General features: G+C 71.1%; 16 protein-coding genes, 1 pseudogene and 1 riboswitch. Of the genes and pseudogenes, 11 read left to right on the forward strand and 6 right to left on the reverse strand.

The genetic code is table 11. The features are described from left to right. Nucleotides 1-128 precede the first annotated feature (128 nt). Complete coding sequence (locus ACFWVC_RS17060) at nucleotides 129-1,322, forward strand: esterase-like activity of phytase family protein (protein ID WP_384285609.1); 1,194 nt, start codon at nucleotides 129-131, stop codon at nucleotides 1,320-1,322. A gap of 83 nt (nucleotides 1,323-1,405) precedes the next feature. Here the strand turns inward: ACFWVC_RS17060 and ACFWVC_RS17065 are convergent, their stop codons facing one another. Beyond that, on the reverse strand, nucleotides 1,406-2,407 hold the full coding sequence (locus tag ACFWVC_RS17065; RefSeq protein WP_384285613.1) for an acyl-CoA desaturase: 1,002 nt from the start codon (nucleotides 2,405-2,407) through the stop codon (nucleotides 1,406-1,408). Between the two features lie 284 nt (nucleotides 2,408-2,691). On the opposite strand from ACFWVC_RS17065, the gene ligA reads away from it, so the two are divergent. The 6 genes from ligA (at nucleotide 2,692) to ACFWVC_RS17095 (ending at nucleotide 9,760) form a co-directional block, all read left to right on the forward strand. Further along, nucleotides 2,692-4,713 (forward strand): NAD-dependent DNA ligase LigA, encoded by a 2,022-nt coding sequence (ligA, locus tag ACFWVC_RS17070; RefSeq protein ID WP_384285616.1) that lies wholly within the window; start codon nucleotides 2,692-2,694, stop codon nucleotides 4,711-4,713. A gap of 101 nt (nucleotides 4,714-4,814) precedes the next feature. Next, entirely contained in the window at nucleotides 4,815-5,288 is a 474-nt protein-coding gene (locus tag ACFWVC_RS17075; protein ID WP_384285618.1) for a carboxymuconolactone decarboxylase family protein, read from the forward strand. A 101-nt stretch (nucleotides 5,289-5,389) separates the two neighbouring features. Next, the gene (locus ACFWVC_RS17080; RefSeq protein ID WP_384285622.1) at nucleotides 5,390-6,004 is read left to right on the forward strand and encodes a hypothetical protein; all 615 of its coding nucleotides are present in this window, start codon (nucleotides 5,390-5,392) and stop codon (nucleotides 6,002-6,004) included. A gap of 136 nt (nucleotides 6,005-6,140) precedes the next feature. Continuing rightward, nucleotides 6,141-6,677 carry an NUDIX hydrolase family protein gene (locus ACFWVC_RS17085; RefSeq protein ID WP_384285626.1) on the forward strand — a complete coding sequence of 179 codons (537 nt, stop codon included), beginning with the start codon at nucleotides 6,141-6,143 and terminating at the stop codon, nucleotides 6,675-6,677. Between the two features lie 211 nt (nucleotides 6,678-6,888). Next, nucleotides 6,889-9,138 carry a PQQ-binding-like beta-propeller repeat protein gene (locus tag ACFWVC_RS17090; RefSeq protein ID WP_384285632.1) on the forward strand — a complete coding sequence of 750 codons (2,250 nt, stop codon included), beginning with the start codon at nucleotides 6,889-6,891 and terminating at the stop codon, nucleotides 9,136-9,138. Nucleotides 9,139-9,310: 172 nt separating this feature from the next. Then, nucleotides 9,311-9,760, forward strand: a complete 450-nt coding sequence (locus tag ACFWVC_RS17095) for a hypothetical protein (protein ID WP_384285635.1) — start codon at nucleotides 9,311-9,313, stop codon at nucleotides 9,758-9,760. A 24-nt stretch (nucleotides 9,761-9,784) separates the two neighbouring features. Here the strand turns inward: ACFWVC_RS17095 and ACFWVC_RS17100 are convergent, their stop codons facing one another. Beyond that, a complete protein-coding gene (locus ACFWVC_RS17100) occupies nucleotides 9,785-10,759 on the reverse strand; it encodes a GNAT family N-acetyltransferase (protein WP_384285637.1) in 975 nt (324 codons plus the stop codon). Nucleotides 10,760-11,223: 464 nt separating this feature from the next. On the opposite strand from ACFWVC_RS17100, the gene ACFWVC_RS17105 reads away from it, so the two are divergent. Further along, the gene (locus ACFWVC_RS17105) at nucleotides 11,224-12,078 is read left to right on the forward strand and encodes an NmrA family NAD(P)-binding protein (RefSeq protein ID WP_384285643.1); all 855 of its coding nucleotides are present in this window, start codon (nucleotides 11,224-11,226) and stop codon (nucleotides 12,076-12,078) included. On the opposite strand, the gene ACFWVC_RS17110 is transcribed toward ACFWVC_RS17105, so the two are convergent. After that, a complete protein-coding gene (locus tag ACFWVC_RS17110; RefSeq protein ID WP_384285645.1) occupies nucleotides 12,048-13,373 on the reverse strand; it encodes an MFS transporter in 1,326 nt (441 codons plus the stop codon). The genes ACFWVC_RS17105 and ACFWVC_RS17110 overlap by 31 nt on opposite strands. 56 nt (nucleotides 13,374-13,429) lie before the next feature. Next, complete coding sequence (locus ACFWVC_RS17115) at nucleotides 13,430-14,365, reverse strand: DMT family transporter (RefSeq protein ID WP_384285650.1); 936 nt, start codon at nucleotides 14,363-14,365, stop codon at nucleotides 13,430-13,432. 115 nt (nucleotides 14,366-14,480) lie between these two features. Between ACFWVC_RS17115 and ACFWVC_RS17120 the strand changes: the two genes are divergently transcribed. Then, entirely contained in the window at nucleotides 14,481-15,362 is an 882-nt protein-coding gene (locus ACFWVC_RS17120; RefSeq protein ID WP_384285653.1) for a LysR family transcriptional regulator, read from the forward strand. A gap of 13 nt (nucleotides 15,363-15,375) precedes the next feature. On the opposite strand, the pseudogene ACFWVC_RS17125 reads toward ACFWVC_RS17120, so the two are convergent. Then, nucleotides 15,376-16,122: pseudogene (locus ACFWVC_RS17125) on the reverse strand (SOS response-associated peptidase). 81 nt (nucleotides 16,123-16,203) lie between these two features. Beyond that, nucleotides 16,204-16,884 carry a response regulator gene (locus ACFWVC_RS17130; protein WP_384285658.1) on the reverse strand — a complete coding sequence of 227 codons (681 nt, stop codon included), beginning with the start codon at nucleotides 16,882-16,884 and terminating at the stop codon, nucleotides 16,204-16,206. A gap of 550 nt (nucleotides 16,885-17,434) precedes the next feature. On the opposite strand from ACFWVC_RS17130, the gene ACFWVC_RS17135 reads away from it, so the two are divergent. Both ACFWVC_RS17135 and ACFWVC_RS17140 read left to right on the forward strand, forming a co-directional pair. Next, nucleotides 17,435-18,544 carry a ricin-type beta-trefoil lectin domain protein gene (locus tag ACFWVC_RS17135; protein WP_384285661.1) on the forward strand — a complete coding sequence of 370 codons (1,110 nt, stop codon included), beginning with the start codon at nucleotides 17,435-17,437 and terminating at the stop codon, nucleotides 18,542-18,544. 379 nt (nucleotides 18,545-18,923) lie between these two features. Then, complete coding sequence (locus tag ACFWVC_RS17140; RefSeq protein ID WP_384285663.1) at nucleotides 18,924-20,393, forward strand: DEAD/DEAH box helicase; 1,470 nt, start codon at nucleotides 18,924-18,926, stop codon at nucleotides 20,391-20,393. A 271-nt stretch (nucleotides 20,394-20,664) separates the two neighbouring features. Next, a riboswitch (cobalamin riboswitch) is annotated at nucleotides 20,665-20,747 on the forward strand. Nucleotides 20,748-20,799: the final 52 nt, after the last annotated feature.

The raw sequence follows: 20,799 nt of genomic DNA on the forward strand, positions 1-20,799 counted from the left end.
ACGACACGTCAGTTCAAATCCTGCCGGCGCCGGCGGCCCATGGCGGCGTTCAACGCGTCATCGCGCCCGAGTTCGGACTTTGCCTTCTGTTGACCATCCAGCCATGCGGCGTCCCTAGCGTGCGAATCATGAGAAAACTCCTGATCATGCTCAGTGCCGCCGCACTGACCGTCGGACTCGCCTCGCCGGCCGCGGCCGACCGCGACCACGCGGACTTCGGCCAGGCCCGGCTGACGGGCTTCGCGTCCCTTCCCGCGGAGACGTTCGTGCCGGGCAGCGAGCCGTCCGGCTCGGCCATCGGGGCGGGCCCGTTCAACGGCATCGCGGCACCGTTCGCGGCACAGCCGATCCAGGGCTTCAGCGGCATCGTCAACCGGCATGACGGCAGCTTCGACGTCCTGTCCGACAACGGGTACGGCAACAAGGCGAACAGCGCCGACTTCCTGCTCCGCGTCCAGCGCCTCAAGCCGGACGTGCGGACCGGAAAGGTGAAGGTCCTCGGTGGCTTCAACCTGAGCGACCCCGACCGCCGCGTGCCGTTCCCGCTCACGCGGGCCGACCGCAAGCTGACCGGCGCCGACTTCGACGTCGAGTCCATCGTGCGGGCCTACGACGGCACCTACTGGATGGGCGACGAGTTCGGCCCGTTCCTGCTGCACTTCTCGCCGAGCGGGCGCCTGCTGCAGGCCCCGATCTCGCTGGCCGGTGTGAAGGCGCCGGAGAACCCGTACCTGAACGGCGAGCAGCCCACCACCATCAGCAGCAAGGGCTTCGAGGGCATGGTCCGCTCGGTCGACGGGCACCACCTGTACCCGCTCCTCGAGGGCACGGTGAACGGCGACACCCCGGGCGACCTGCGCATCAGCGACTTCGACCTGCGTGCGGGCAAGTACACCGGCAAGCGCTGGATCTACCGCCTCGAGTCGCCGGCGAACGCCATCGGCGACGCCATCGCCGTCGACAGCCACCGTTTCCTCATCATCGAGCGTGACGGCGGGCAGGGCGACGACGCGCAGTTCAAGCGCATCTACCTCGCGGACACCCGCGACCGCGACCGCGACGGCGTCATGGACAAGACCCTGGTGGCCGACCTGCTGAACATCGCGAACCCCAAGGGCCTCGGCGGCTTCGGGACGACCTTCCGCTTCCCGTTCACCACCATCGAGGACGTCGTCCTGCTGGACGACCGCACGCTGGCGGTCATGAACGACAACAACTTCCCGTTCTCGTCCGGCCGTACCCCGGGCAAGGCGGACGACAACGAGTTCATCACCATCCGGCTCTCGCACCGCCTGGACGCCGACAAGCGCGCGTTCATCTGATCCCCGCGCCCATCAGCCCTCCGGCGGCCGGACTTGCGGCCGCCGGAGGGCTGAACGGTTCGTGGGAGACCGTCCGCGCCGTGTCAGGCGGCCGGCTCGTGCGAGCCGACCGGTCCGGACAGCAGCCGGGCGTTGACCCGGTCCGGCCTCGGCCAGCGCACGTCGTGGACCCAGCCCAGCTTCTCGAAGATCCAGATGAGACGTGCCGACGGGTCGAGCTGGCCCGGAAGGACCCCGTGGCGCGCGCCGGTCGGGTCGGCGTGGTGCGAGTTGTGCCAGCTCTCGCCGAAGGACAGCAGGGCCAGCGGCCAGAAGTTGGTGGCCTTGTCCCGGCTGATGAACGGGCGGTTGCCCGCCACGTGGCACACCGAGTTCACCGACCACGTGACGTGGTGCAGCAGCGCCATCCGGATCACTCCGGCCCAGAAGAACCCGGTCAGCGCGCCGGTCCAAGTGCCGGTGACGAGCCCGCCGATCAGCGCCGGGACGAGGAGCGAGACGGCGGTCAGCAGCCCGAAGAGCCGGCCGACGACGCGCATGTCGGGATCGGCGGCGATGTCGGGCGCGAACCTGGCACGGTTGCTCAGCTCACGCTTGAGCATCCAGCCGATGTGGGCGTGCAGAAGCCCCTTCAGCAGCGCGCGGGTGTCGGCCCCGTAGCGCCAGGGCGAGTGCGGGTCGCCCTCGCGGTCGGCGAAGGCGTGGTGGCGGCGGTGGTTCGCCACCCACTGGACCGGCGAGCCCTCGACGCCCAGCGAGCCCGCGACGGCCAGGGCGATCCGCAGGCCCCGCCGTGCCTTGAACGAGCGGTGCGTGAAGAGCCGGTGGTAGCCGACCGTGAGGCCGAAGCCGGACACGAGGTAGGCGACCACCGCCATGCCGATGTCCAGGGCGGACAGGCCCCATCCCCACACGAGAGGCACCGCGGCGATCAGGGCGAGCGGCGGACCGACAACGAAGATCCACATCGCCACCCCCGCCGCGGCCGTCTGCGGGGCGTCGAGCAGCGGTTTGGCCTCGGCCGCGGTCTCGGCGTCGCGTTCGGCGACGGCCTGTTCAGCGCGGTCAGCGTCGCTCGGGTTCATGGATTCCTCGCCGTTGCTCGAGCCATTTCGGAGGTGGTGCCGGACCGGCCGGGATCATGCGCACCGGTGCGCGCTTCGGAGGACCCTCGCCGGCCCACGGCAAAGGATCCCAGCGGACGGCATCGACGCAGGTCGTCGCCGATGTCCAGGGTGTGAACGTCGCGGGACCGAATTTCGCTTGACACGCCTCTCGACATTCCAACCGCCTCATCTTGCCCAGCAATGTACGCGCTCGGCTCCCGCGCGGGAGCCGAGTGTCAGACCCCGAGGACAGGATGCTGTGCATGACGACAGTGATCGCCGTGCCGCCGGCCTCCCGCGACGAATACCACTCCGCCGTGGACACGGCTCTGCAGGCGTGCGCCGCCTATTACGGTGACGGGACGAGTCCCCTTGATGACGCCGCCTACGACCTGCTGGCCGGGTGGATCCGCGATTACGAGCGCGAGCACCCCGGCCATGTGCGGGAGGACTCCCCCACCGGCAAGGTAGGCGGTGGAGCGGCCCCGACCGGAGAGGTCACGCACGTGGTGCCGATGCTCTCCCTGGACAACGTCTTCAGCGCCGAGGAACTCACCAAGTGGGGCGTATCGCTGGAACGGCGCCTCGGTGCGCCGGTGCGGGGCGGCTACGTCGCCGAACCCAAGCTGGACGGCGCCGCCATCGCCGCACGCTATGTGGACGGGCGCCTGACACGACTCGTCACCCGGGGCGACGGCACGCACGGCGAGGACATATCCCACGCCATCGGCTCCGTCGTGGGTCTGCCCGCACGGCTGGCCTCGCCTGCGACGTTCGAGGTCCGCGGCGAAGTCCTGCTCACGCGAGCCCAGTTCGACCAGGCCAACGCCATCCGGCAGGCGCACGGCGCGAAGGTCTTCTCCAACCCGCGCAACGGCACCGCCGGGACGCTCCGCGCCAAGGACCGCCCGTATGTGATCGAGACGACCTTCTACGCGTACGGCGTCGTCGGCCTGGCGGGTGACACTCACGAGGAGATGATGGCCGCGGTGGCCGCCGCGGGGGTGCAGACCACGTCCGCCACGCCGGTGGGGCTCCACGTGTGCGCCACGCTGGAGGAGGTCCAGCTCCGCGTCGGACAGATCGCCGCCCTGCGTGCCGGATTGCCCTTCGGCATCGACGGCGTCGTCATCAAGGCCAATGCCGTGACCGAGCAGGAGAAGGCCGGTCTCGCCACCCGTCACCCGCACTGGGCCACGGCCTACAAGCTTCCCGCCATGGAGCGGCGGACGAAGCTCCTGGCCGTCGAGTGGAACGTGGGCCGCACCGGCGTCATCGCCCCGCGCGCCGAACTCGAACCCGTGGAGGTCGACGGCAGCATCGTCCGCTACGCCACGCTGCACAACCCCAGATTCATCCGCGACAGCGGACTGATGATCGGCGACACCGTCAGCGTCTTCAAGGCGGGAGACATCATTCCCCGCGTCGAGGCCCCGGTGGTGGACCTCCGCACGGGCGAGGAGACGCCGATCGAGCTGCCCGGGGCCTGCCCGAAGTGCGGCGGGGACATCGACACCTCCGGTGAGCGATGGGAGTGCGCCGGCGGCGCGGGCGGCGGCTGCGGGCTGCTGGCCGCGCTGCGCTACGCGGTGGGCCGCGACCAGCTCGACATCGACGGCCTCGGCACCACGTACATCGAGGCCCTGGCCGACAGTGGCGCCGTCGCCGACGTCGGCGACCTGTTCACTCTCAGCCGTGAGCAACTGGTCGACGCCACCAGGAGCGAGAAGCGTGCCGACACCGTGCTGGCACAGATCGAGGCGGCCAGGGCCAAGCCCCTCAACCGTGTCTTCTGCGCCCTCGGCGTGGTCCGCACCGGCCGCACGCTGTCCCGTGAGATCGCACGGTACTTCGGCACGATGGACGCAATCCGCGCCGCGGACGCCGACACGCTGGCGAAGGTGCCGAAGCTCCCCGCCGCCAACGCGCCGAAGATAGCGGCGCACATCGCGGCGCTCGGCCCGGTCGTCGAGAAGCTGGTTGCGGCCGGAGTGAACATGACCGAGCCGCCCGTCCCCACCATGGGTGACGCAGGGCCACTGGCCGGCGAGACCGTGGTGGTCACCGGCGGCATGACGGGCGCGCTCGCCGGAAAGAACCGCACCGAGGTGAGCGATCTGATCATCGCGGCCGGAGGGACGACATCCGGCACCGTCTCGCGGAAGACCACGATCCTCGTCGCCGGCGAGAAGGCCGGCTCGAAGCTCGCCAAGGCCAAGGAACTGGAGGTCAGGGTGCTCGCCGAGCAGGAGTTCGCCGAGCTTCTCGCCGACTGGCTGCCCTGACCGCCGCCGGCTGCCAGGCCGGCCCCGGCGGCGCATGTCACAGCCTGCCGGGCTCTTCCGTCCAAGAGGTGCAACCCCCTGCGACGACACAGGAGTACACCATGGAAGCCCGGTTGAACATCATGGCCAGCCCGGTCGCGGCCAAGGCGGTCAAGCACATCATCGCCGCGGGTCAGGCGCTCGCGGAGTCGACGCTGCCCGCCGCGACACGTGAACTGGTCAACCTCCGCGCCAGTCAGATCAACGGCTGCGCCGGGTGCATCGACATGCACACCAAGGAGGCGGCCGCGGCCGGGGAGACCTCGGTACGCCTCAACCTGGTCGCGGCCTGGCGCGAGGCCACGGTCTTCACCGACGCCGAGCGCGCCGCGCTGGAGCTGACGGAACAGGGCACCCGCATCGCGGACGCGGCCGGCGGCGTCCCGGACGAGGTATGGGCCAACGCCGCCAAGCACTACGACGAGGACCAGCTCGCCGCCCTGGTGACCCAGATCGCCGTCATCAACGCCTTCAACCGCGGAAACGTCATCACCCAGCAGCCCGCCGGCGACTACCAGGTCGGCCAGTACCACTGACGGCCCGGCCACGGCCGCCGGTGGCGTCCGGCACCGAGCCTTCGCACACCCCGGGTACCACTGCGCGCAACGGTGCCCGGGGTGTCCGCCGGTTCGCCGATATGGACACCACGGAACGGTATGGCCACACTACGGGGGTGATCATGCGTGGCCGCGGCCGCGCGGAGCAGTGGGGGGATGACTCGATGGGGCAGTCGCAGAACAAGTCCATGTCCCCGGAGCACATCCGCTACCGATTGACGTTTCTGCAGCGCATGCTGCCCGTGCTGCCCGTGACTCTGTTTGCCGGGCTCTTGCAGCTCTGCTTCTGGTCGCACGGGGGACCGATCTGGCCGGCCGTCGGACCGGTCGTGTTGCCGTTCGCGATGCTGATCTTCTCGCGTTCGTCCGGGATCACCCTCACGCGGTCCGCGGCCGTCGTGCACAACCTGTCCCGCCGGACCATCCTCTGGGCCGACGTGCGGGCCATCGAGACCGAGTGGGTCTTCGGCAGCCGTTTCGTCGTGATCCATGAAGCGGGCGGCCGGCGTACGCGCCTGCAGGCGCCGGCCACCGGATTCCTCAGCTGGGACCGCGCCTTCGAGGAGAAGTTCCACACCATCGGCAACTGGTGGCTGGATCACCGCGGACCGGACTGGGCTCCGGCCCCGCCACGGGCGGCACGGCGCGCCGGCGCGCCGTCAACCGGCGAGAACCCCTTCGCCCCTCCCGTGTAGCCGGCGAGCGGCGACACGTCCGTGGGACCGGCCATTCGGTGCACGGAGGTCACCTCACTTGAGCAGCCGATACACGGGGCACCGCGGCACGCCGACAGTCTCCCCGATCGGCGGGTTCTCCACGTACGATCACCCGATGGCCGACAAGACCGAAACCACGCCCGGCTGGCTGTCTCCAGAAGACCTGGAGCTGACCCGCGCACGTATGCCGATCCTGTACGTCGACGCCGTGCCCGTCCGGGTCGACGACAGCGGAGAAGTCACGCATGTCGGTCTGCTGCTCCGCATCGGACCGGACGGGACCGTCAGCCGCGCCCTCGTCTCCGGCAGGGTTCTCCACCACGAGCGCGTCCGTGAGGCGCTCATCCGCCACTTGGAGAAGGATCTCGGGCCGATGGCGCTGCCCCGCATCCCGGCCTCCCCGCAGCCTTTCACCATCGCCGAGTACTTCCCGACGCACGGGGTGACCTCCTTTCACGACCCCCGGCAGCACGCGGTCTCGCTGGCCTATGTCGTCCCCGTGGTGGGCGACTGCCACCCGCGGCAGGACGCTCTCGACCTGGTCTGGTTCACCCCCCAGGAGGCGTCGTCACCCCACCTGCAGCAGGAGATGCCGGGCGGGCAGGGAGTGCTGCTCAAGCAGGCCCTCGCGTACGTCGGCTGCCTCTCCTGACGTCGGCGGCGACCCGCACGGAGTCGTCCGGGCATGCCGGGGGCGGCGGTTTCGTCGCCCCCGATCCCACCGGTGATCCACTCCGGACACCCGATGTTCCTTGTAATGACCACTTACATAAAGGGCGGTGTCGCCGGGACGGACCACCGTGTGCCCGATCTTGCACCTTGGCGCACCCGCGCCTCGCACCATCGGGACTCACATGTCTGATATGCCTGAGCCGTCCGGCACCACGCACGACGCCTGCCACCACGCCGGCATCGGCCGCCGCGGGTTCCTCGGCCTCGCCGGCGGCACCCTCGCGTCGGCCGGGCTCGCCTCCCTGCTGGGTGCGGCGCCGGCGAACGCCGCTCCGGCGGACGGGCCGGACGCGCCCCTGCGGTTCGCGTTGGTGACCGACACTCACGTGAACGTCGACTCGCCGCAGACGACCGTGTGGCTCACCCAGGTGTGGGCCTCGATAGCCGCCCGCACCCCGGACCTCGTCCTGCACTGCGGCGACATCACCGACACCGGCCGTCCCGACGAGTTCGACCGCTACGCCGAGGTGCTGCCCGCGGCCCTGCACGGCAAGATGCACTACTCCCCCGGCAACCACGACGTGCGGTGGGACCCGTCCGCCAAGGAGCAGTACCACTCGCACTTCGGCCCGGGGCCCTACTCCTTCGACGCCGGCGGCGTGCACTTCATCGGCTTCGACCCCACCGAGGTCCTGCAGGAGCCCGGGCACTTCGGCCCCGGCGGCCTGGAGTGGCTGGAGGCCGACCTCAAGCGCCTGCGCCCGGGAACGCCCGCGGTGCTCTTCCAGCACTTCCCGATGGGCAACACCTTCTACTACGTCGACGACCAGCCGGCCGTCCTCGACCTCCTGGCCGACTACGACGTCCGCGGCATCTTCGCCGGCCACATCCACAAGGAGGTCGTGAGCCGCTTCAACGGCCTCACCCAGATCGGCCTCAACGCGGTACGCAACGGCGCCCTCTACTACTGGGTCGAGCGCACCGTTGCCGCCGACGGCACACCCGTGCTGCGGGTGAGCCGGGTCAACGTGGCCGCCGACGGGACCGAGACCGAGGTGCCCGTCGCCGACATGCCGCTGGCCGGCGACGGCCTCGGCCGCCCGCAGCGCCCGCGCGGTGTCCGCCTCGGCACGGTCACCGGCGGCCTGCTGCCGGTCTCCGTCCGGCTGGACGGGGACGCCGCGCCCACCCAGGTCGCGGTCGACCTCTATCCGCAGTCGGTCTTCGGCGGCGCCGCCAACCCCGTCTGGAAGCCGCTCGCCCTCGAAGCGGGCTCCGACCGCCGGTGGGAGGGCACCGTCGACGTCTCCTCGGTCGTCCCCGGCACCCAGCGCCTGCGCCTGCAGGTCACCGCGGCCGACGGCACCTGGTGGGAGGACACCGCCCTGTTCGAGGTGGCGCGCGGCGCCGCCGACCCGAAGCCCCGCTGGGAGTACCAGCTGCCCGGCTCGGTCCAAGGCGGCATCGCCACGGTCGGTTCCGACGACGAGCAGACCGCCGTCATCGCGTCCAGCAGCGGCGACGTGGTCGCCCTGCGCCCCCGTCACCGCTCCTCCGCGACCCGCCTGTGGCACACGCAGGTCGGGCCGGTCTACCGCCGGCCCGCGGTCGACGCCGCGTCCCGGACGGTCTTCGTCCCGTCGGCCGACCACCGGCTCTACGCCCTCGACGCCGCCGACGGCCGCCAGAAGTGGGCATTCGACGCCGGGGCGCCGGTGCTCAGCGCTCCGCTGGTGACCGATGTCGACGGCCAGGAGCGGCTGTTCGTCTCGGCCGGCCGCACGCTGTTCGCCCTGGACGCCGCGAGCGGGGACGCCCTGTGGTCCGTGCCCGGCCGCGGCTTCTCCTCCGGCCGCGCCGCCGGCGACGGCCGCCGCGTGTACACCGCGGCCGACGACGGCTACGCCCGCGCCCACGACGCGGTGACCGGCGCGGCGCTGTGGTCGTTCTCCATGGCCACCGGCACCGAGAACCACATCGCGCTCTACAGCGGTTGGGACAACGTTGTCGCGGTCGGCGACGGCGTCGTGATCGTCGGCTCCGTCTCCAGCTCCTGGGGACTGGACGCCGCCACCGGCGCACTGCGCTGGAAGTTGGCCGGCAGCGCCATGTACGCGCCGACGCTCCTTCTCGGCGACGGCACCGCGCTGTTCACGACGGAGACCGGGCTCATGTCCCTCGTCGAGCTGGCGACGGGCAAGGTGCGCTGGCAGACCAATCTGGCGGTCCGTGTCTTCAACGCCGGCGTGGTCATCGCCGACGGCGTGGCCTGGGCCCAGTCGGCGGACGGCAAGCTGCTCGGGGTGAAGCTGGCCGACGGCACCCGGCAGGGACGGCTGCAGCACAGCCTGGTGTACTGCTTCAGCACTCCGGCGATCGTCGGCGACGTCCTGGTCGTCGGCAACCAGAACGGCTTGGTGACCGGCATCGAACTGCCGTAACCCGGCGGACGCACGGGCCCGTCCCCCATGGGGGGCGGGCCCGACGCTCCGGCGCTCTCGCCGGCCGGACCCAGTAGCGTTGTGCCCCCGGACTACGGACCCTGGCCGGCGAGTCCGGTGGTGAGAGCTGTGGAGCCGAATCGAACGCGGCCGGGTACGCGAGGGCGACGAGGTGGAGCTCGTCGGCTTCGGCGGCGGCGCGATCACTCACGTCAGCGGCATCGACGCGTGCGGAGCGCGCCTCGCCGAGGCGGGTGAGGGCATGAACGCAGGGCTGACGCTGTCCCCTTCCGCGGCGGGAACGGTCGAGCGGGGGCAGGTGCTCGCGACGCCCGGCTCGATCGGGGCGTACGCCGAATTCACCGCGACCATCGCCCTGTTGCCGGAGGAGCACGGCGGGTCGGAGGTCTCCACCGGCACCAGCCTTGCCTTTTACCTACGCGGTGCCGCCCTGAGCGGCACTGTGGCGCTCACTCATGATCACAGCTTGCACCCGTGCCACCAAGGCGCGGTGACGGTGACGCTGGAACGGCCTGTCGCTCTTGAGTGCGGCCAGCGGTTCGCTTTCCGGTACCGCGGCCGCGCCGCCGGCTCGGGGACGGTGGCCCGGCTCCTGCGCTGAGCCCGCGAGCCGGGCCACCGCCGTTCACGCGTTGAGGGTGTAGCGGACTTCGGTGCGGGCGACGGTGAATCCGGCCCGCTCGTACAGACCGTTTCCGCCGGTCGGGCTGTCGGCGTCTACTTCGATGCTCGCTCGCTCGAAGCCGTCGTCCTGTGCGGAGCGCAGCGCGTGGTGGATGAGTGCGCCGGCGACGCCTCGCTTGCGGTGTGCGCGGCGGGTCGCGAGGGTCATGACGTGCGCATCACGGACGCCGGTCGCCTCGGTGTCCGCGTCCCAGGAAAAGGTCAGCAGCATGCCGACGGCGGTGCCGCTGTCCGCATCGCGCAGCAGGAAGCTGAGGCCCGGGCGGAAAGCCGGCCAGCCGAGCGACGCGCGCCACTGCTCCTCCGGCGTCGGGGCCCCGGCCCAGCGGTCGAGGAAGGCCTCGTTCCTGACGGCGAGGAACTCGGCGTCGTTGTCGGCGGAATAGCCCTCGAAGACGAGGCCGTCGGGCGTCGGCACGTCGATGACGGCGGCTCCGAGCGGATGGCGCATGTGCGAGTACCAGCGCACGGGCGTCATGCCCGCGGCCTGGTAGCAGGCGAGCGCGCTGTCGTTGCGCGAGTTGTTCTGAACGTCGACGGCAAGTGGCAGGCCGGGGTGATGGATCGCGTGCAGCGTCTTCGCACTCGCGATTCCCGCGGACAGCAGCTCTGCACCGAGTCCCCGGCGCCGGTAGTCCGGGTGCACGCCTCCGCTGACCATCACCCGGTCCACCCCTTCGGCGAACGGCCTGTGCGCGGCGGAGGAGTAGCCGACCATGGTGCCGCCGTCGAAGACGCCGATCGTGCCGCGGTCGAGGTCGAGCAGAGGGGCGTTGATCTGGTCGGCTGCATCCTCCTCGGAGTAGTACTCACCGAAAGTGTCGACTGCCTCGATTGCGTTGAGCAGCTCGGCCAGGGCGGCGGCGTCCGGCGGGGCGATCGGACGGCGGGTGAGACTTGCGAGGTCAGCGGTCATGGGCCGACCCTAGGCGTCACCGGATCACGATGTCATTCCGGTTTCCGTCACCGCCGCCGGCGCATCTCATGCTGAAACGATCCCTTTTGTTCTGCACCGTCACGGCCAGAAAACACGCCCCCAGCAGGAGAAAACCCCCCACCCACAAGGGTCAGCAGAGGGTTTCGCATTCCGGCGCCAGTTCGCTCCCCGGCGTTGGGGAACGCGCCGGGGTTCCACCCCGCGACCGCTCGACCGCGTCCTGTCGATCTGCCACCAGCAGCCATGACCCGCAATCCAGGTGACAGTTGAACCGTATGGGATACCCCCTCCGCCAGACGTCTCGGCGACGGCCCAGTGCGCCGCTTCCGGCCATACGGCTCCGGCCAGGACACTCGCCCGTTCGGACGGCGAGGATGGCCGCGCGGGGAGGGGGACGTGACCATGGGCAGGGGCCCGGCCGGGGCCCATGGCGAGGAGGGCTCATGGCGATCGCGGTGCTGGGTGCGACAGGCGGGCAGGGCAGCGCCGTGGTGCAGGCGCTTGTCGAAGCGGGGCACCCGGTGCGGGCGGTGGTACGTGACCCCGCGGCGGCCAAGGCCCGCGCGCTGGTCGCCGCCGGCGTCGAGGTGGTGCCGGGCGACATGACCGACGCCGGCTCACTCGCCGCGGCGTTCCGGGGCGCGACCGCCGCCTACGCGCTCACCACGCCCTTCCAGGCCGGACTGGACGCGGAGGTGGCCCAGGGCGAGGCGATCATCGAGGCGGCCGCGCGTGTGTCCCTGCCGCACCTGGTCATGGGGTCCGTCGCGAGCGCCGACCGCCATACGGGCATTCCGCACTTCGAGACCAAGGCCCGCGTCGAAGAGGTGCTCGCCAGGGCGGAGCTGCCGGCCACGGTCGTCGCGCCGACCTATTTCTACGACAACGCCCTGGGCGCCCTGCGGGAGGTCGCCGCCGGTGAGATCGCCATGGCCCTGCCGCCGGACACCCCGCTCCAGCAGGTCTCCCGACTCGACCTCGGCCGCGTGGTCGCCGCGGTCGTCGCGGACCCGGGCCGTTGGATCGGCCGCCGTGTCGAGATCGCCGGGGACGACCCGACCCCCGCGCGGATGGCGCGTGTCGTGGCCGACGCCGCGGGTGGCCCGGTGACGTTCCGGCGCATCCCGATGGAACAGCTGCGGCAGACCAGTCCGGACATGGCCGCGATGTACACGTATCTGACGGAGAGCGGATACCACGTCGACCTCGCGGCCCTGCGTGCCGACTTTCCCGATATCCCCTGGTTGTCGTTCGCCGACTGGGCGCATCAGCAGGCCTGGCCGGTGCCGGGCCGCTGAGCGTCCTCGGGACGTCGGTGCTTCCGGCGGTCCACCGGCGCGCTCGCGGCTCGCGGTTCCAGTTGCCGTGGCGGGAGGCGCCGCGTACGGACCGGGGAGAGGAAGACGGGCAGGAATGCCGTCGCCAGGAAGGCACCGCCGACCCAGACAGTGGTGCGCACGGTCGTCAGTTCGCCGAGCAGGCCCGCTGCGGCGGCACCCACGGCGAGGGCGCCGGTGAGCAGGAAGCGGAAGGTGGCGTTCATCCGGCCGAGGAGGTGTTCCGGCGTCATGTGCTGGCGCATGCTGACGCCGAGTACGTTGTCCATGCCGATCTTGAACATGGCCAGCAGCCAACCCGTCCCCGCGGCCCACAGCCAGGGGCCGCGGTCGATGAGCGGTACGAGCAGTCCCGCAGGTGCCAGGCACAGGCCCGCGAGACCGAGAGCACGTCCGTAGCCGAGGCGCGCGGCGACGGGGCGGGCACAGCGGGCGCCCAGGAGGAGGCCGACTCCGCCCGCTGCCCAGAAGAGGCCCAGTGCGCCCGCCGGGTAGTGGAGTTGGCGGACGAACAACACCGGGAGCATGGTGTTGATGATCTGAGAGCCCAGGTTGCCGAGGGCCGCAGTGACGGCGAGGGCTTTGAGTTCCCTGTTACCGAAGACGTGCCGCAGTCCCTCGGTGATCTGCGCTCTCAGCCGGGTGGGCCGGCCGGGCAGGGGCGCGGGCGGTGCCACGTCGCGACGCATGGCGGTGAGCCGCAGAGCCGAGGCCAGGTAGGCTGCCGCCGCGCATGCCACGGCCACGGGAGCCGTGAGCAGTTGGACGAGCCCTCCGCCCGCGCCCCGGCCGGCCACATTGCCGGCGGCGATGAGGCTCACCACTGCGGCGTTCGCCCGTACGAGGCCGTCCCGGCCGACGAGTTGTGGCAGCACGCTCTGCGATCCGACGTCGAAGAACACGGTGGCGCAGCCGGTCAGCAGGACGACCACGTAGAGGTAGCCGAGCGTGAGGGTGTCCAGCCACCAGGCCAGGGGGATCGAGGCGAACAGCGCGGCCCGGGTCAGATCCGCGGCGATCAGCACACCACGATGGCGCATCCTGTCCACCCATGCCCCGGCGGGGAGGCCGATGAGCAGAAAGGCGGCGGTGCTCGACGCGGCGAGTGCGCCGACCTGGCCGGGACCGGCGTCGAGCGCGGACACGGCGATGAGCGGGACGGCGACATAGCCGGTGTTGGTGCCGAACTGGCTGAGGACGGTCGCGGTGAACAGCGTGCGGAAGTCGCGTGTGTGCCACGGGGAGCCGGATCGCACGGAGTCCTTCGCCGAAGACTGCCGGAGGTGCCGGAGCCGGCGGTGCCGCATCGCCCTCACTTCCCCGGACCGGCGAGTGCCGCCGTGTCCGCCGCCGTCGCGGGCGACGGCCGGCGCCGGTGCCACCGCGTCGCCGCGACACCGGCCAGCACTACGGCCGCCCCCACGATGACCCGCGGGCCGAGTTCCTCGTCGAGGACGACCGCCCCCAGCGCCAGTGAGACGACCGGGAGGAGGTAGCCGACGGTCGCCGCGCTGGTGGCTCCCTCGTCCGCGACGAGCCGGAAGCTGAGATAGATCGTGAATCCGGTGCTGCAGATGCCGAGAACGGCGACGGCCAGTACGGCTCTCGGATCGAGGTGCGCCGGGACCGGGCCGGTGACCAGCATCGCCGGCGCGGCAAGTGCCGTGGCCGCGACGAGTTGGGCCGCCGAGAGAGCCAGGACGCCGGTTCCCCGGCCGGTCAGCCGGCTTCCCATGTAGGCGAAGCCGACGGCATAGCTCGCGGACGCCCCGAGCAGGGCGAGCGCGCCCCCGCTCAGGGCCCCGGCCGTCTGCCAGGGGGCGAAGATCACCACCGTCCCGGCGAATCCGGCCAGCAGTCCGCCCCACCGGACCGGATGGAATCCGCGCTCGGTGCCGATGACGGCCCCGAGCAGCACGGACCACAACGGTGTCGTCGCGTGCAGTATCCCGGCCGTCCCGGAGCCGACGGTCCGCTCGCCGATGCCGAACAGGAGGAACGGCAGTGCGTTGCAGAAGAAGGCCGCCACGACGAGGTGCCGCCACGTTCCGCGGTCCCGTGGAAGGCGCCGGCGCGCACCGCGGGCGAGGACGAGAAGGACCGCCGCGCCGAGGGCGGAGCGTACGAAGGCGATCTGAAACGGGGTCAGCCCGCTGTTGAGCGCCAGCTTGATCCACAGAAATGCCGAGCCCCACAGCAGCGCGAGTCCGGCCACGCGTATCAGCGGGCCCTGGCGGCCGTCCATCATTTCCCGCCTCCCTGAGCAGTCGGTCGGCTACGAATGCTGCCCAAGGATTCACAACAGGACAAGCGATGAATAGTGATGAACCTTTAAGCTGAGCTACATGCTTGATGTGCGACGTATGCAAGTCCTCCGTGCGGTCGTGACCAGCGGGTCGATCACCGCGGCGGCCACGAATCTGGGGTACACCCCGTCGGCTGTGAGTCAGCAGGTGGCAGCGCTGGAGAAGCAGGCCGGGCTTCCGCTGCTCGAAAGGGTCGGCCGCGGCGTCCGGCCCACGGAAGCAGGCCGGTTGCTCAGCGAGCACGCCGGCATCATCAGCGGGCAGGTGGCCCGGGCGGAGACGGCTCTCGCCGACCTGCGTGCCCGCCACACGGGGCTGCTGTCGATCCGCTACTTCGCCACAGCGGGCGCCACCCTCGTGGCGCCCGCGCTCGCCCGGCTCCGCCAGGAGTACCCCGGCATACGGGTCGACCTCAAGATGACGGATCCCCAGGACCCACTGCCCGAGGTGACGGAGGGCAGGGCCGACCTCGCCGTGGTGGTCCACCCCCGCGACCGGTCCCGCCAAGGCATTCACTTCGTGCATCTGCTCGACGACGCGTACCGTGCCGTCCTGCCCAGGGGGCACCGGCTCGCCGCGAAGAAGGTGCTGGACCTCGTGGACCTCGCGGACGAGCCGTGGGTCCGCAGCGACGGGCCCGGCCCGTGCCTGGACACCGTGGTCGAGGGCTGCGCCGCGGCGGGCTTCACCCCCGACTTCGCCGTGGAAAGCGAGGACTACGCCACGGCTCAGGGGTTCGTCGCCACCGGCCTCGGCGTCAGCCTCATCCCGGTCATGGGATTGACGCGCCGTCACCCGGGGGTCGCCATCCGCAAGGTACGCAATCCGGAGCCGATCCGCTGCATTCACGCGGCGGTGCGGGAGACGTCGTCGAGCCGCCCCGCGCTGCGCGGACTGATCGCGGCGCTCCGGGACGTCCCCCAGCACCCCGCGCACTGAGAACGGCGGCGGGTCAGGAAGCGGGGTCCATGGGGTCCAGCAGGTGGGGGCCGTTGTTGCGGACGTTGTTGACGGCGGTGGAGACCGGACGCGTGGTCAGGTGGCCGTCGGCGGGGGCGGTCAGCAGGGCGCGGAGCTCGTCGAGGTCCTGATGCTCGGGGTCGAGCCAGGCATCGTATCCGGCGGCGGCGATCGTCAGCGGCATCCGCGGGTGGACACGGCCGGCGGCATCGGTGGCCTCGGTGGTGATGATGGTGCACGTCGTCCACCACGCGCCCGGCTCGTCGTCGCCGGCGACCTCGCGGTCGCGCCAGAACTCGTAGAGTCCCGCGAAGGCCATGCCCTGGCCGTGGCCGCCTTCGGGACTGATGAAGTACGGCTGCTTGTGTGCCTTGCTCGTCTCGGTGGCCGGGACGGACTGCCACTCGTAGAAGCCGTCGGCGGGCAGCAGGCAGCGGCGCTTGGCGAAGGCCCGGCGGTAGGCGGGCTTCTCGTGCACCGTCTCCACTCATGCGTTGATCATCTTCGAGCCGACGCCCAGGCTCTTCGCCCAGGACGGCACCAGCCCCCACCGCAAAGGGCGCAACTGCCGCTCCAGGGCGCCGGTCCCCCGGTCGACGCCCTCCAATACGGCCCACACGTCATCGGTCGGCGCGACATTCCAGTTCGGCGCCACCAGGGCCTCGGGATTCCATTCGGTGACCCGGAACTGCTGGACCAGGTCCTCGGGGCGTCGGGTGGAGACATAGCGGCCGCACATGCCCCCACCCTGCCACGACGCACCGACAGCGAACCAGGACCGGCCCGGGGGCGGGGCGGGGTGGCGCCGCGGCGGCCGGATTCATTTCTGGAACTTGTAGCCGACCCCGCGGACGGTGAGGAGATGGCGGGGCTTTCCCGGTTCCGGCTCGATCTTGATGCGCAGTCGCCGGATGTGGACGTCGATGGTCTTGCCGTCGCCGAAGTGGTTCATGCCCCACACGTGGTCCAGGATCTGCTGCTTGGTGAGGACCCGGCCCACGTTCCGCAGCAGAAAACGCAAGAGGTCGAACTCCTTGAGCGGAAGGTAGACCTCCCGTCCGTCGACGGTGGCGATGTGCTGTTCGATGTCCATCCGAACCGGACCCACCTCGAGAACGTGTGAGGGGACCTCGGCCGGATTCCCCCGGCCGCGCAGCACCGCGCGGATCCGGGCGATGAGCTCGCGGCTGGAGAACGGCTTGGTGACGTAGTCGTCGGCACCCATTTCAAGTGCCACGATCTTGTCGATCTCGCTGTCCTTGGCGGTGACCATGATGACGGGGACGTTCGAGGTCTGACGAAGTCTGCGGCAGACCTCGATTCCCGGGAACCCGGGGAGAATCCAGTCCAGGAGGATCACGTCGGCGCCGTCGCTGTCGAACTGGCTCAGCGCGTCCGAGCCCGTGTCCGCGGTGGCCACCTCGAATCCCTCGGCGCGGAGCACCAGGGACAGAGCCTGGCTGATCGCCGCGTCGTCCTCGACGACGAGAACCCGCATCATGAGCACCTCCGGGAGCCGCCGGCGATGGGTCCACCGGCCGGACGACGGCGCTGCGCTCCGGCACTGCCCCGGGCCGCCCGTACGGCCCCTGGGCACTCATCGTCCCGGCGCGTCGGCAGATCCGGCCGCCTGCCTTCCGTCACCGTCAGCCCACCGATGCGAACCTCCCCCTGACCTTTGCTTTTGTCCGACCAGCTCACCATGTCCGCACCACCGACACCCCCGCGTCGTCGGACCCGGCCGCACTCGGCCGGGTCCTGCCCTTCCCCCACTACAACGCTCCCGTTCTATGTACGTACGGTCACCATTCATCCATCAGTAAGTATGGATTCACCCTAAAGAGGCTATCGAAGACTACGCGTCGATCCTGCCAGGCCGTGAAACGTCTCAGTCGGCGGCCCGGACGGGGCGCCAGGGCGGGCCGGGAAACCCCGCCGCGCGGAGCGGATCCCAAGCATTGACAGGTATGCGTCAGTAAGGTTTCCTTTCAATCCGGTGGCCACCCCTCCCCCACCCGTTCGGACGTCTCAACGATCGGAAGAGGTGACCCATGACGCGTACTCGCTTCCGCCTGGGCCTCGCGGCCCTCGGCGTCGCGGTGACCACGCTGACCGCTACCGTCGGTGTCGGCGCGACCGCATCGAGCGCCGCCGGAGCCGCGCCCGCCGTGGCGGCCGCGGGCCCGACCGCGGCCCAGCTGCTGGCCAAGGCGCAGAGTTGTACACCCGCGTCGAATGGCAAGTACGCCACCGACGACGGCGGCGCGGCCACCGTGCAGATCTGCAAGAACGGTTCCGCGTACACCTGGACGTCGGACATGGACATCGACTGCGACGGTGTGGGCACCGCGCACTGCAATGCCGCGACCGACCCCTGGTACCAGCCCCAGACCTCCTTCGAGACCTCGGCGGGACAGCCCTTCACCTCGGAGACGACGCACTACTACGTCGTCCCCCTGCCGAGCGGCCGCTTCAACTACCAGTCCGCGGGCATCTCCCCGGGCAGCGTGGCGGCCGTGGTGTACAACGGCAGGGTCGTCTACGCCACGTTCGCCGACGAGGGCCCGGACAACATCATCGGCGAGGGCTCGTACGCGCTGGCCACCGCGCTCGGCATCGACCCCAACCCCGCCACCGGCGGCACCGAGGGCCCGGTGACCTTCATCGTGTTCCCCGGCAAGGTGGCCAGTCCGATCGAGAGCAACACGGCCATCGACAACGTGGGTTCGTCCGCGGCCACCACCTGGGTCGGCGGCGGCACCACGCCTCCTCCCACCGGCACGGGGCCGATCCGTTCCGGGTACGCGGGCAAGTGCGTGGACATCGCCGGCGCGGCCACCGCCAACGGCACCGCGATCCAGCTCTACGACTGCAACGGCACCGACGCCCAGAAGTGGACCGTCGGCAGCGACGGCACCCTGCGGGCACTCGGCAAGTGCATGGACGTCACCGCCGCCGGTACCGCCAACGGCACCAAGGTGGATCTGTACGACTGCAACGGCACCGGGTCGCAGGTCTGGCAGAAGTCGGGCAGCACACTGGTCAACCCACAGTCCGGCAAGTGCCTCGACGCCACCGGGCCCAGCTCGGCGAACGGCACCCGCCTGCAGATCTGGACCTGCGCCGGCTCCACCAACCAGCAGTGGACGCTGCCTTCCTGACGTCCAGTCAAGCGCTCTGCCCGACAGCAGGGCCTCCCGCACAGCTCGGGCCGGTCGCCGGGACCGGCGAGCGCCCGGGAGGCCCTGATCGACTGCCCGGGGAGCCGCCGACCGCGGGGCCGGCGGCCACGAACGGGCGCCGCCCCCTGCGGACCGCTCGCCGGGGAAATCGCGTACGGCGGGTAAACTTGCGGGGAAGTGCGATCCCGCAGGCGCCGGCACCCGGCGCCGGCGCGCACGACGCAGCCGGGGCCCACGCCGAAGGGACGGGACCACGCGCTGCCGATCACCGTCTTGTCTTCGGCTCGTTCTGGCGACTCCCGGGCGCACGTACCCACCGGGAATTCCTCGACGCGCGCCCCGTCGAGGAAGGTTCCCCATGGACCGTTCACCCCGCAACGACCACCGCTCCGGCCAAGCCGGTCGTACCCGTCCGCAGGGTCCCGGCCGCTCCGCCGGCAAGGGCCGCCCCACGACCCCGCAGGGCGAATTCGCGGCACCCGTGACGGTCACCCCGGCATTGCCGCCGGTCACGACGTTCGCGGAGCTGGAACTTCCGCCGTCCCTGCTCAAGACCCTCGCCGACCTCGGTGTGGACGAACCCTTCCCCATCCAGGCGGCCACGCTGCCGAATGCCCTGGCCGGGCGGGACGTCCTGGGCCGGGGGCGCACCGGATCGGGCAAGACCCTGGCCTTCGGTCTGGCGCTGCTGGCCCGCACCGCCGGACAGCGTGCCGAGCCCAAGCGGCCCCGGGCCCTGGTGCTGGTGCCCACGCGGGAGCTGGCCCAGCAGGTCACGGAGGCACTCACCCCCTACGCCCGGGCGCTGGACCTCAGGCTGGCCACCGTGGTCGGGGGCCTGTCGATCGGCCGGCAGGTGGGTGCGATCCGGGCCGGCGCGGAGGTCGTCGTCGCCACGCCCGGACGCCTCAGCGATCTCGTCACACGCCGTGACTGCCATCTGGACCAGGTTCGGATCACGGTCCTGGACGAGGCCGACCAGATGGCCGACCTGGGCTTCATGCCGCAGGTGACCGAGCTTCTGGACCAGGTGCGCCCCGGTGGCCAGCGGATGCTGTTCTCCGCCACCCTCGACCGCAACATCGACCTGCTGGTCCGCGACTACCTGACCGATCCGGTGGTCCACTCGGTCGACCCCGCGGCCGCGACCGTCGTCGCCATGGAACATCACGTGCTCTACGTCCACGCCGCCGACAAGTTCGCCGCCGCCACGGAGATCGCCGCCCGGGACGGCCGGGTGATCATGTTCCTCGACACCAAGCACGCGGTCGACCAGTTCACCAGGCACCTGGAGGGCTCGGGGGTGCGGGCCGCGGGCCTGCACAGCGGAAAGTCCCAGCCGCAGCGCACACGGGCCCTCACCCTGTTCAAGACGGGCGAGGTGACGACCCTGGTGGCGACCGACGTCGCCGCCCGCGGCATCCACGTCGACGATCTGGACCTCGTGGTCAACGTCGATCCCCCCGCCGACGCCAAGGACTACCTCCACCGCGGCGGGCGGACCGCCCGGGCGGGCCGGTCCGGCAGGGTGGTGACCCTCGTCACCTCCCACCAGCGCGGCGACATGACCAGGCTCATGTCGGACGCGGGCATCCGGCCCACGATCACACAGGTGCGTTCCGGCGAGGCGGCACTGAGCCGGATCACCGGGGCCAAGGCCCCGTCCGGTGTGCCGCTCGCCGGCGCACCGGCCGTGAGCGCGCCGGCCCGCGGCGGCGCCCCGTTCCGCGGCCTGGGCACGCGCCCCGGCCGGGAGTCGCGCAAGGCGGCCGAAGCCCGCCAGATGGCCGCGGCTCGCGAGGCCGCCCGTATCCGCCGGGGCAACTGACCGCACGCCTGCGATGTCCTGCGCACCGTCAACGGGTCTGGGGGACAACGGGGTTGACGCGGCGCGTCAGGGATCTGACCGATCCCCAAGGCATCTGGGGGTCCGAGGCGGTGCCGCATCCGGCCTCCGGGCCGCCGTACGCGTCCTTCGGCTCCACACTCGATGAACTCCGCAGGCCGGGCGGCTGACGGTGGACTTCCGCCAACCGGTGCGGTCTTGGCCGGGGGCGCACGACGCGGTACGGTTTGGCGGATATCGACGACGGCATGACGGAAGCCGGTGAGAACCCGGCACGGTCGCGCCACTGTGGATCAGGCAAGCCGCCCTCAGGGCGAAACGCCTGGTGAGTCAGACCCGCAGCCGCCGTCCTGTGCACCACCGAGATGGGACGCGAACTCCCGAGGAG

Origin of the sequence: Streptomyces sp. NPDC058691 (assembly GCF_042714775.1) — a bacterium.
Classification (GTDB): Bacteria; Actinomycetota; Actinomycetes; order Streptomycetales; family Streptomycetaceae; genus Actinacidiphila.

Coding starts and splice junctions, on each gene's coding strand:
- ACFWVC_RS17065 (WP_384285613.1), bottom strand. CDS start 2,407: ATGAACCCGAGCGACGCTGACCGCGCTGAACAGGCCGTCGCCGAACGC.
- ACFWVC_RS17060 (WP_384285609.1), top strand. CDS start 129: ATGAGAAAACTCCTGATCATGCTCAGTGCCGCCGCACTGACCGTCGGA.
- ACFWVC_RS17135 (WP_384285661.1), top strand. CDS start 17,435: ATGACGCGTACTCGCTTCCGCCTGGGCCTCGCGGCCCTCGGCGTCGCG.
- ACFWVC_RS17085 (WP_384285626.1), top strand. CDS start 6,141: ATGGCCGACAAGACCGAAACCACGCCCGGCTGGCTGTCTCCAGAAGAC.
- ACFWVC_RS17090 (WP_384285632.1), top strand. CDS start 6,889: ATGCCTGAGCCGTCCGGCACCACGCACGACGCCTGCCACCACGCCGGC.
- ACFWVC_RS17080 (WP_384285622.1), top strand. CDS start 5,390: ATGGACACCACGGAACGGTATGGCCACACTACGGGGGTGATCATGCGT.
- ACFWVC_RS17105 (WP_384285643.1), top strand. CDS start 11,224: ATGGCGATCGCGGTGCTGGGTGCGACAGGCGGGCAGGGCAGCGCCGTG.
- ligA (WP_384285616.1), top strand. CDS start 2,692: ATGACGACAGTGATCGCCGTGCCGCCGGCCTCCCGCGACGAATACCAC.
- ACFWVC_RS17120 (WP_384285653.1), top strand. CDS start 14,481: ATGCAAGTCCTCCGTGCGGTCGTGACCAGCGGGTCGATCACCGCGGCG.
- ACFWVC_RS17075 (WP_384285618.1), top strand. CDS start 4,815: ATGGAAGCCCGGTTGAACATCATGGCCAGCCCGGTCGCGGCCAAGGCG.
- ACFWVC_RS17115 (WP_384285650.1), bottom strand. CDS start 14,365: ATGATGGACGGCCGCCAGGGCCCGCTGATACGCGTGGCCGGACTCGCG.
- ACFWVC_RS17100 (WP_384285637.1), bottom strand. CDS start 10,759: ATGACCGCTGACCTCGCAAGTCTCACCCGCCGTCCGATCGCCCCGCCG.
- ACFWVC_RS17140 (WP_384285663.1), top strand. CDS start 18,924: ATGGACCGTTCACCCCGCAACGACCACCGCTCCGGCCAAGCCGGTCGT.
- ACFWVC_RS17130 (WP_384285658.1), bottom strand. CDS start 16,884: ATGATGCGGGTTCTCGTCGTCGAGGACGACGCGGCGATCAGCCAGGCT.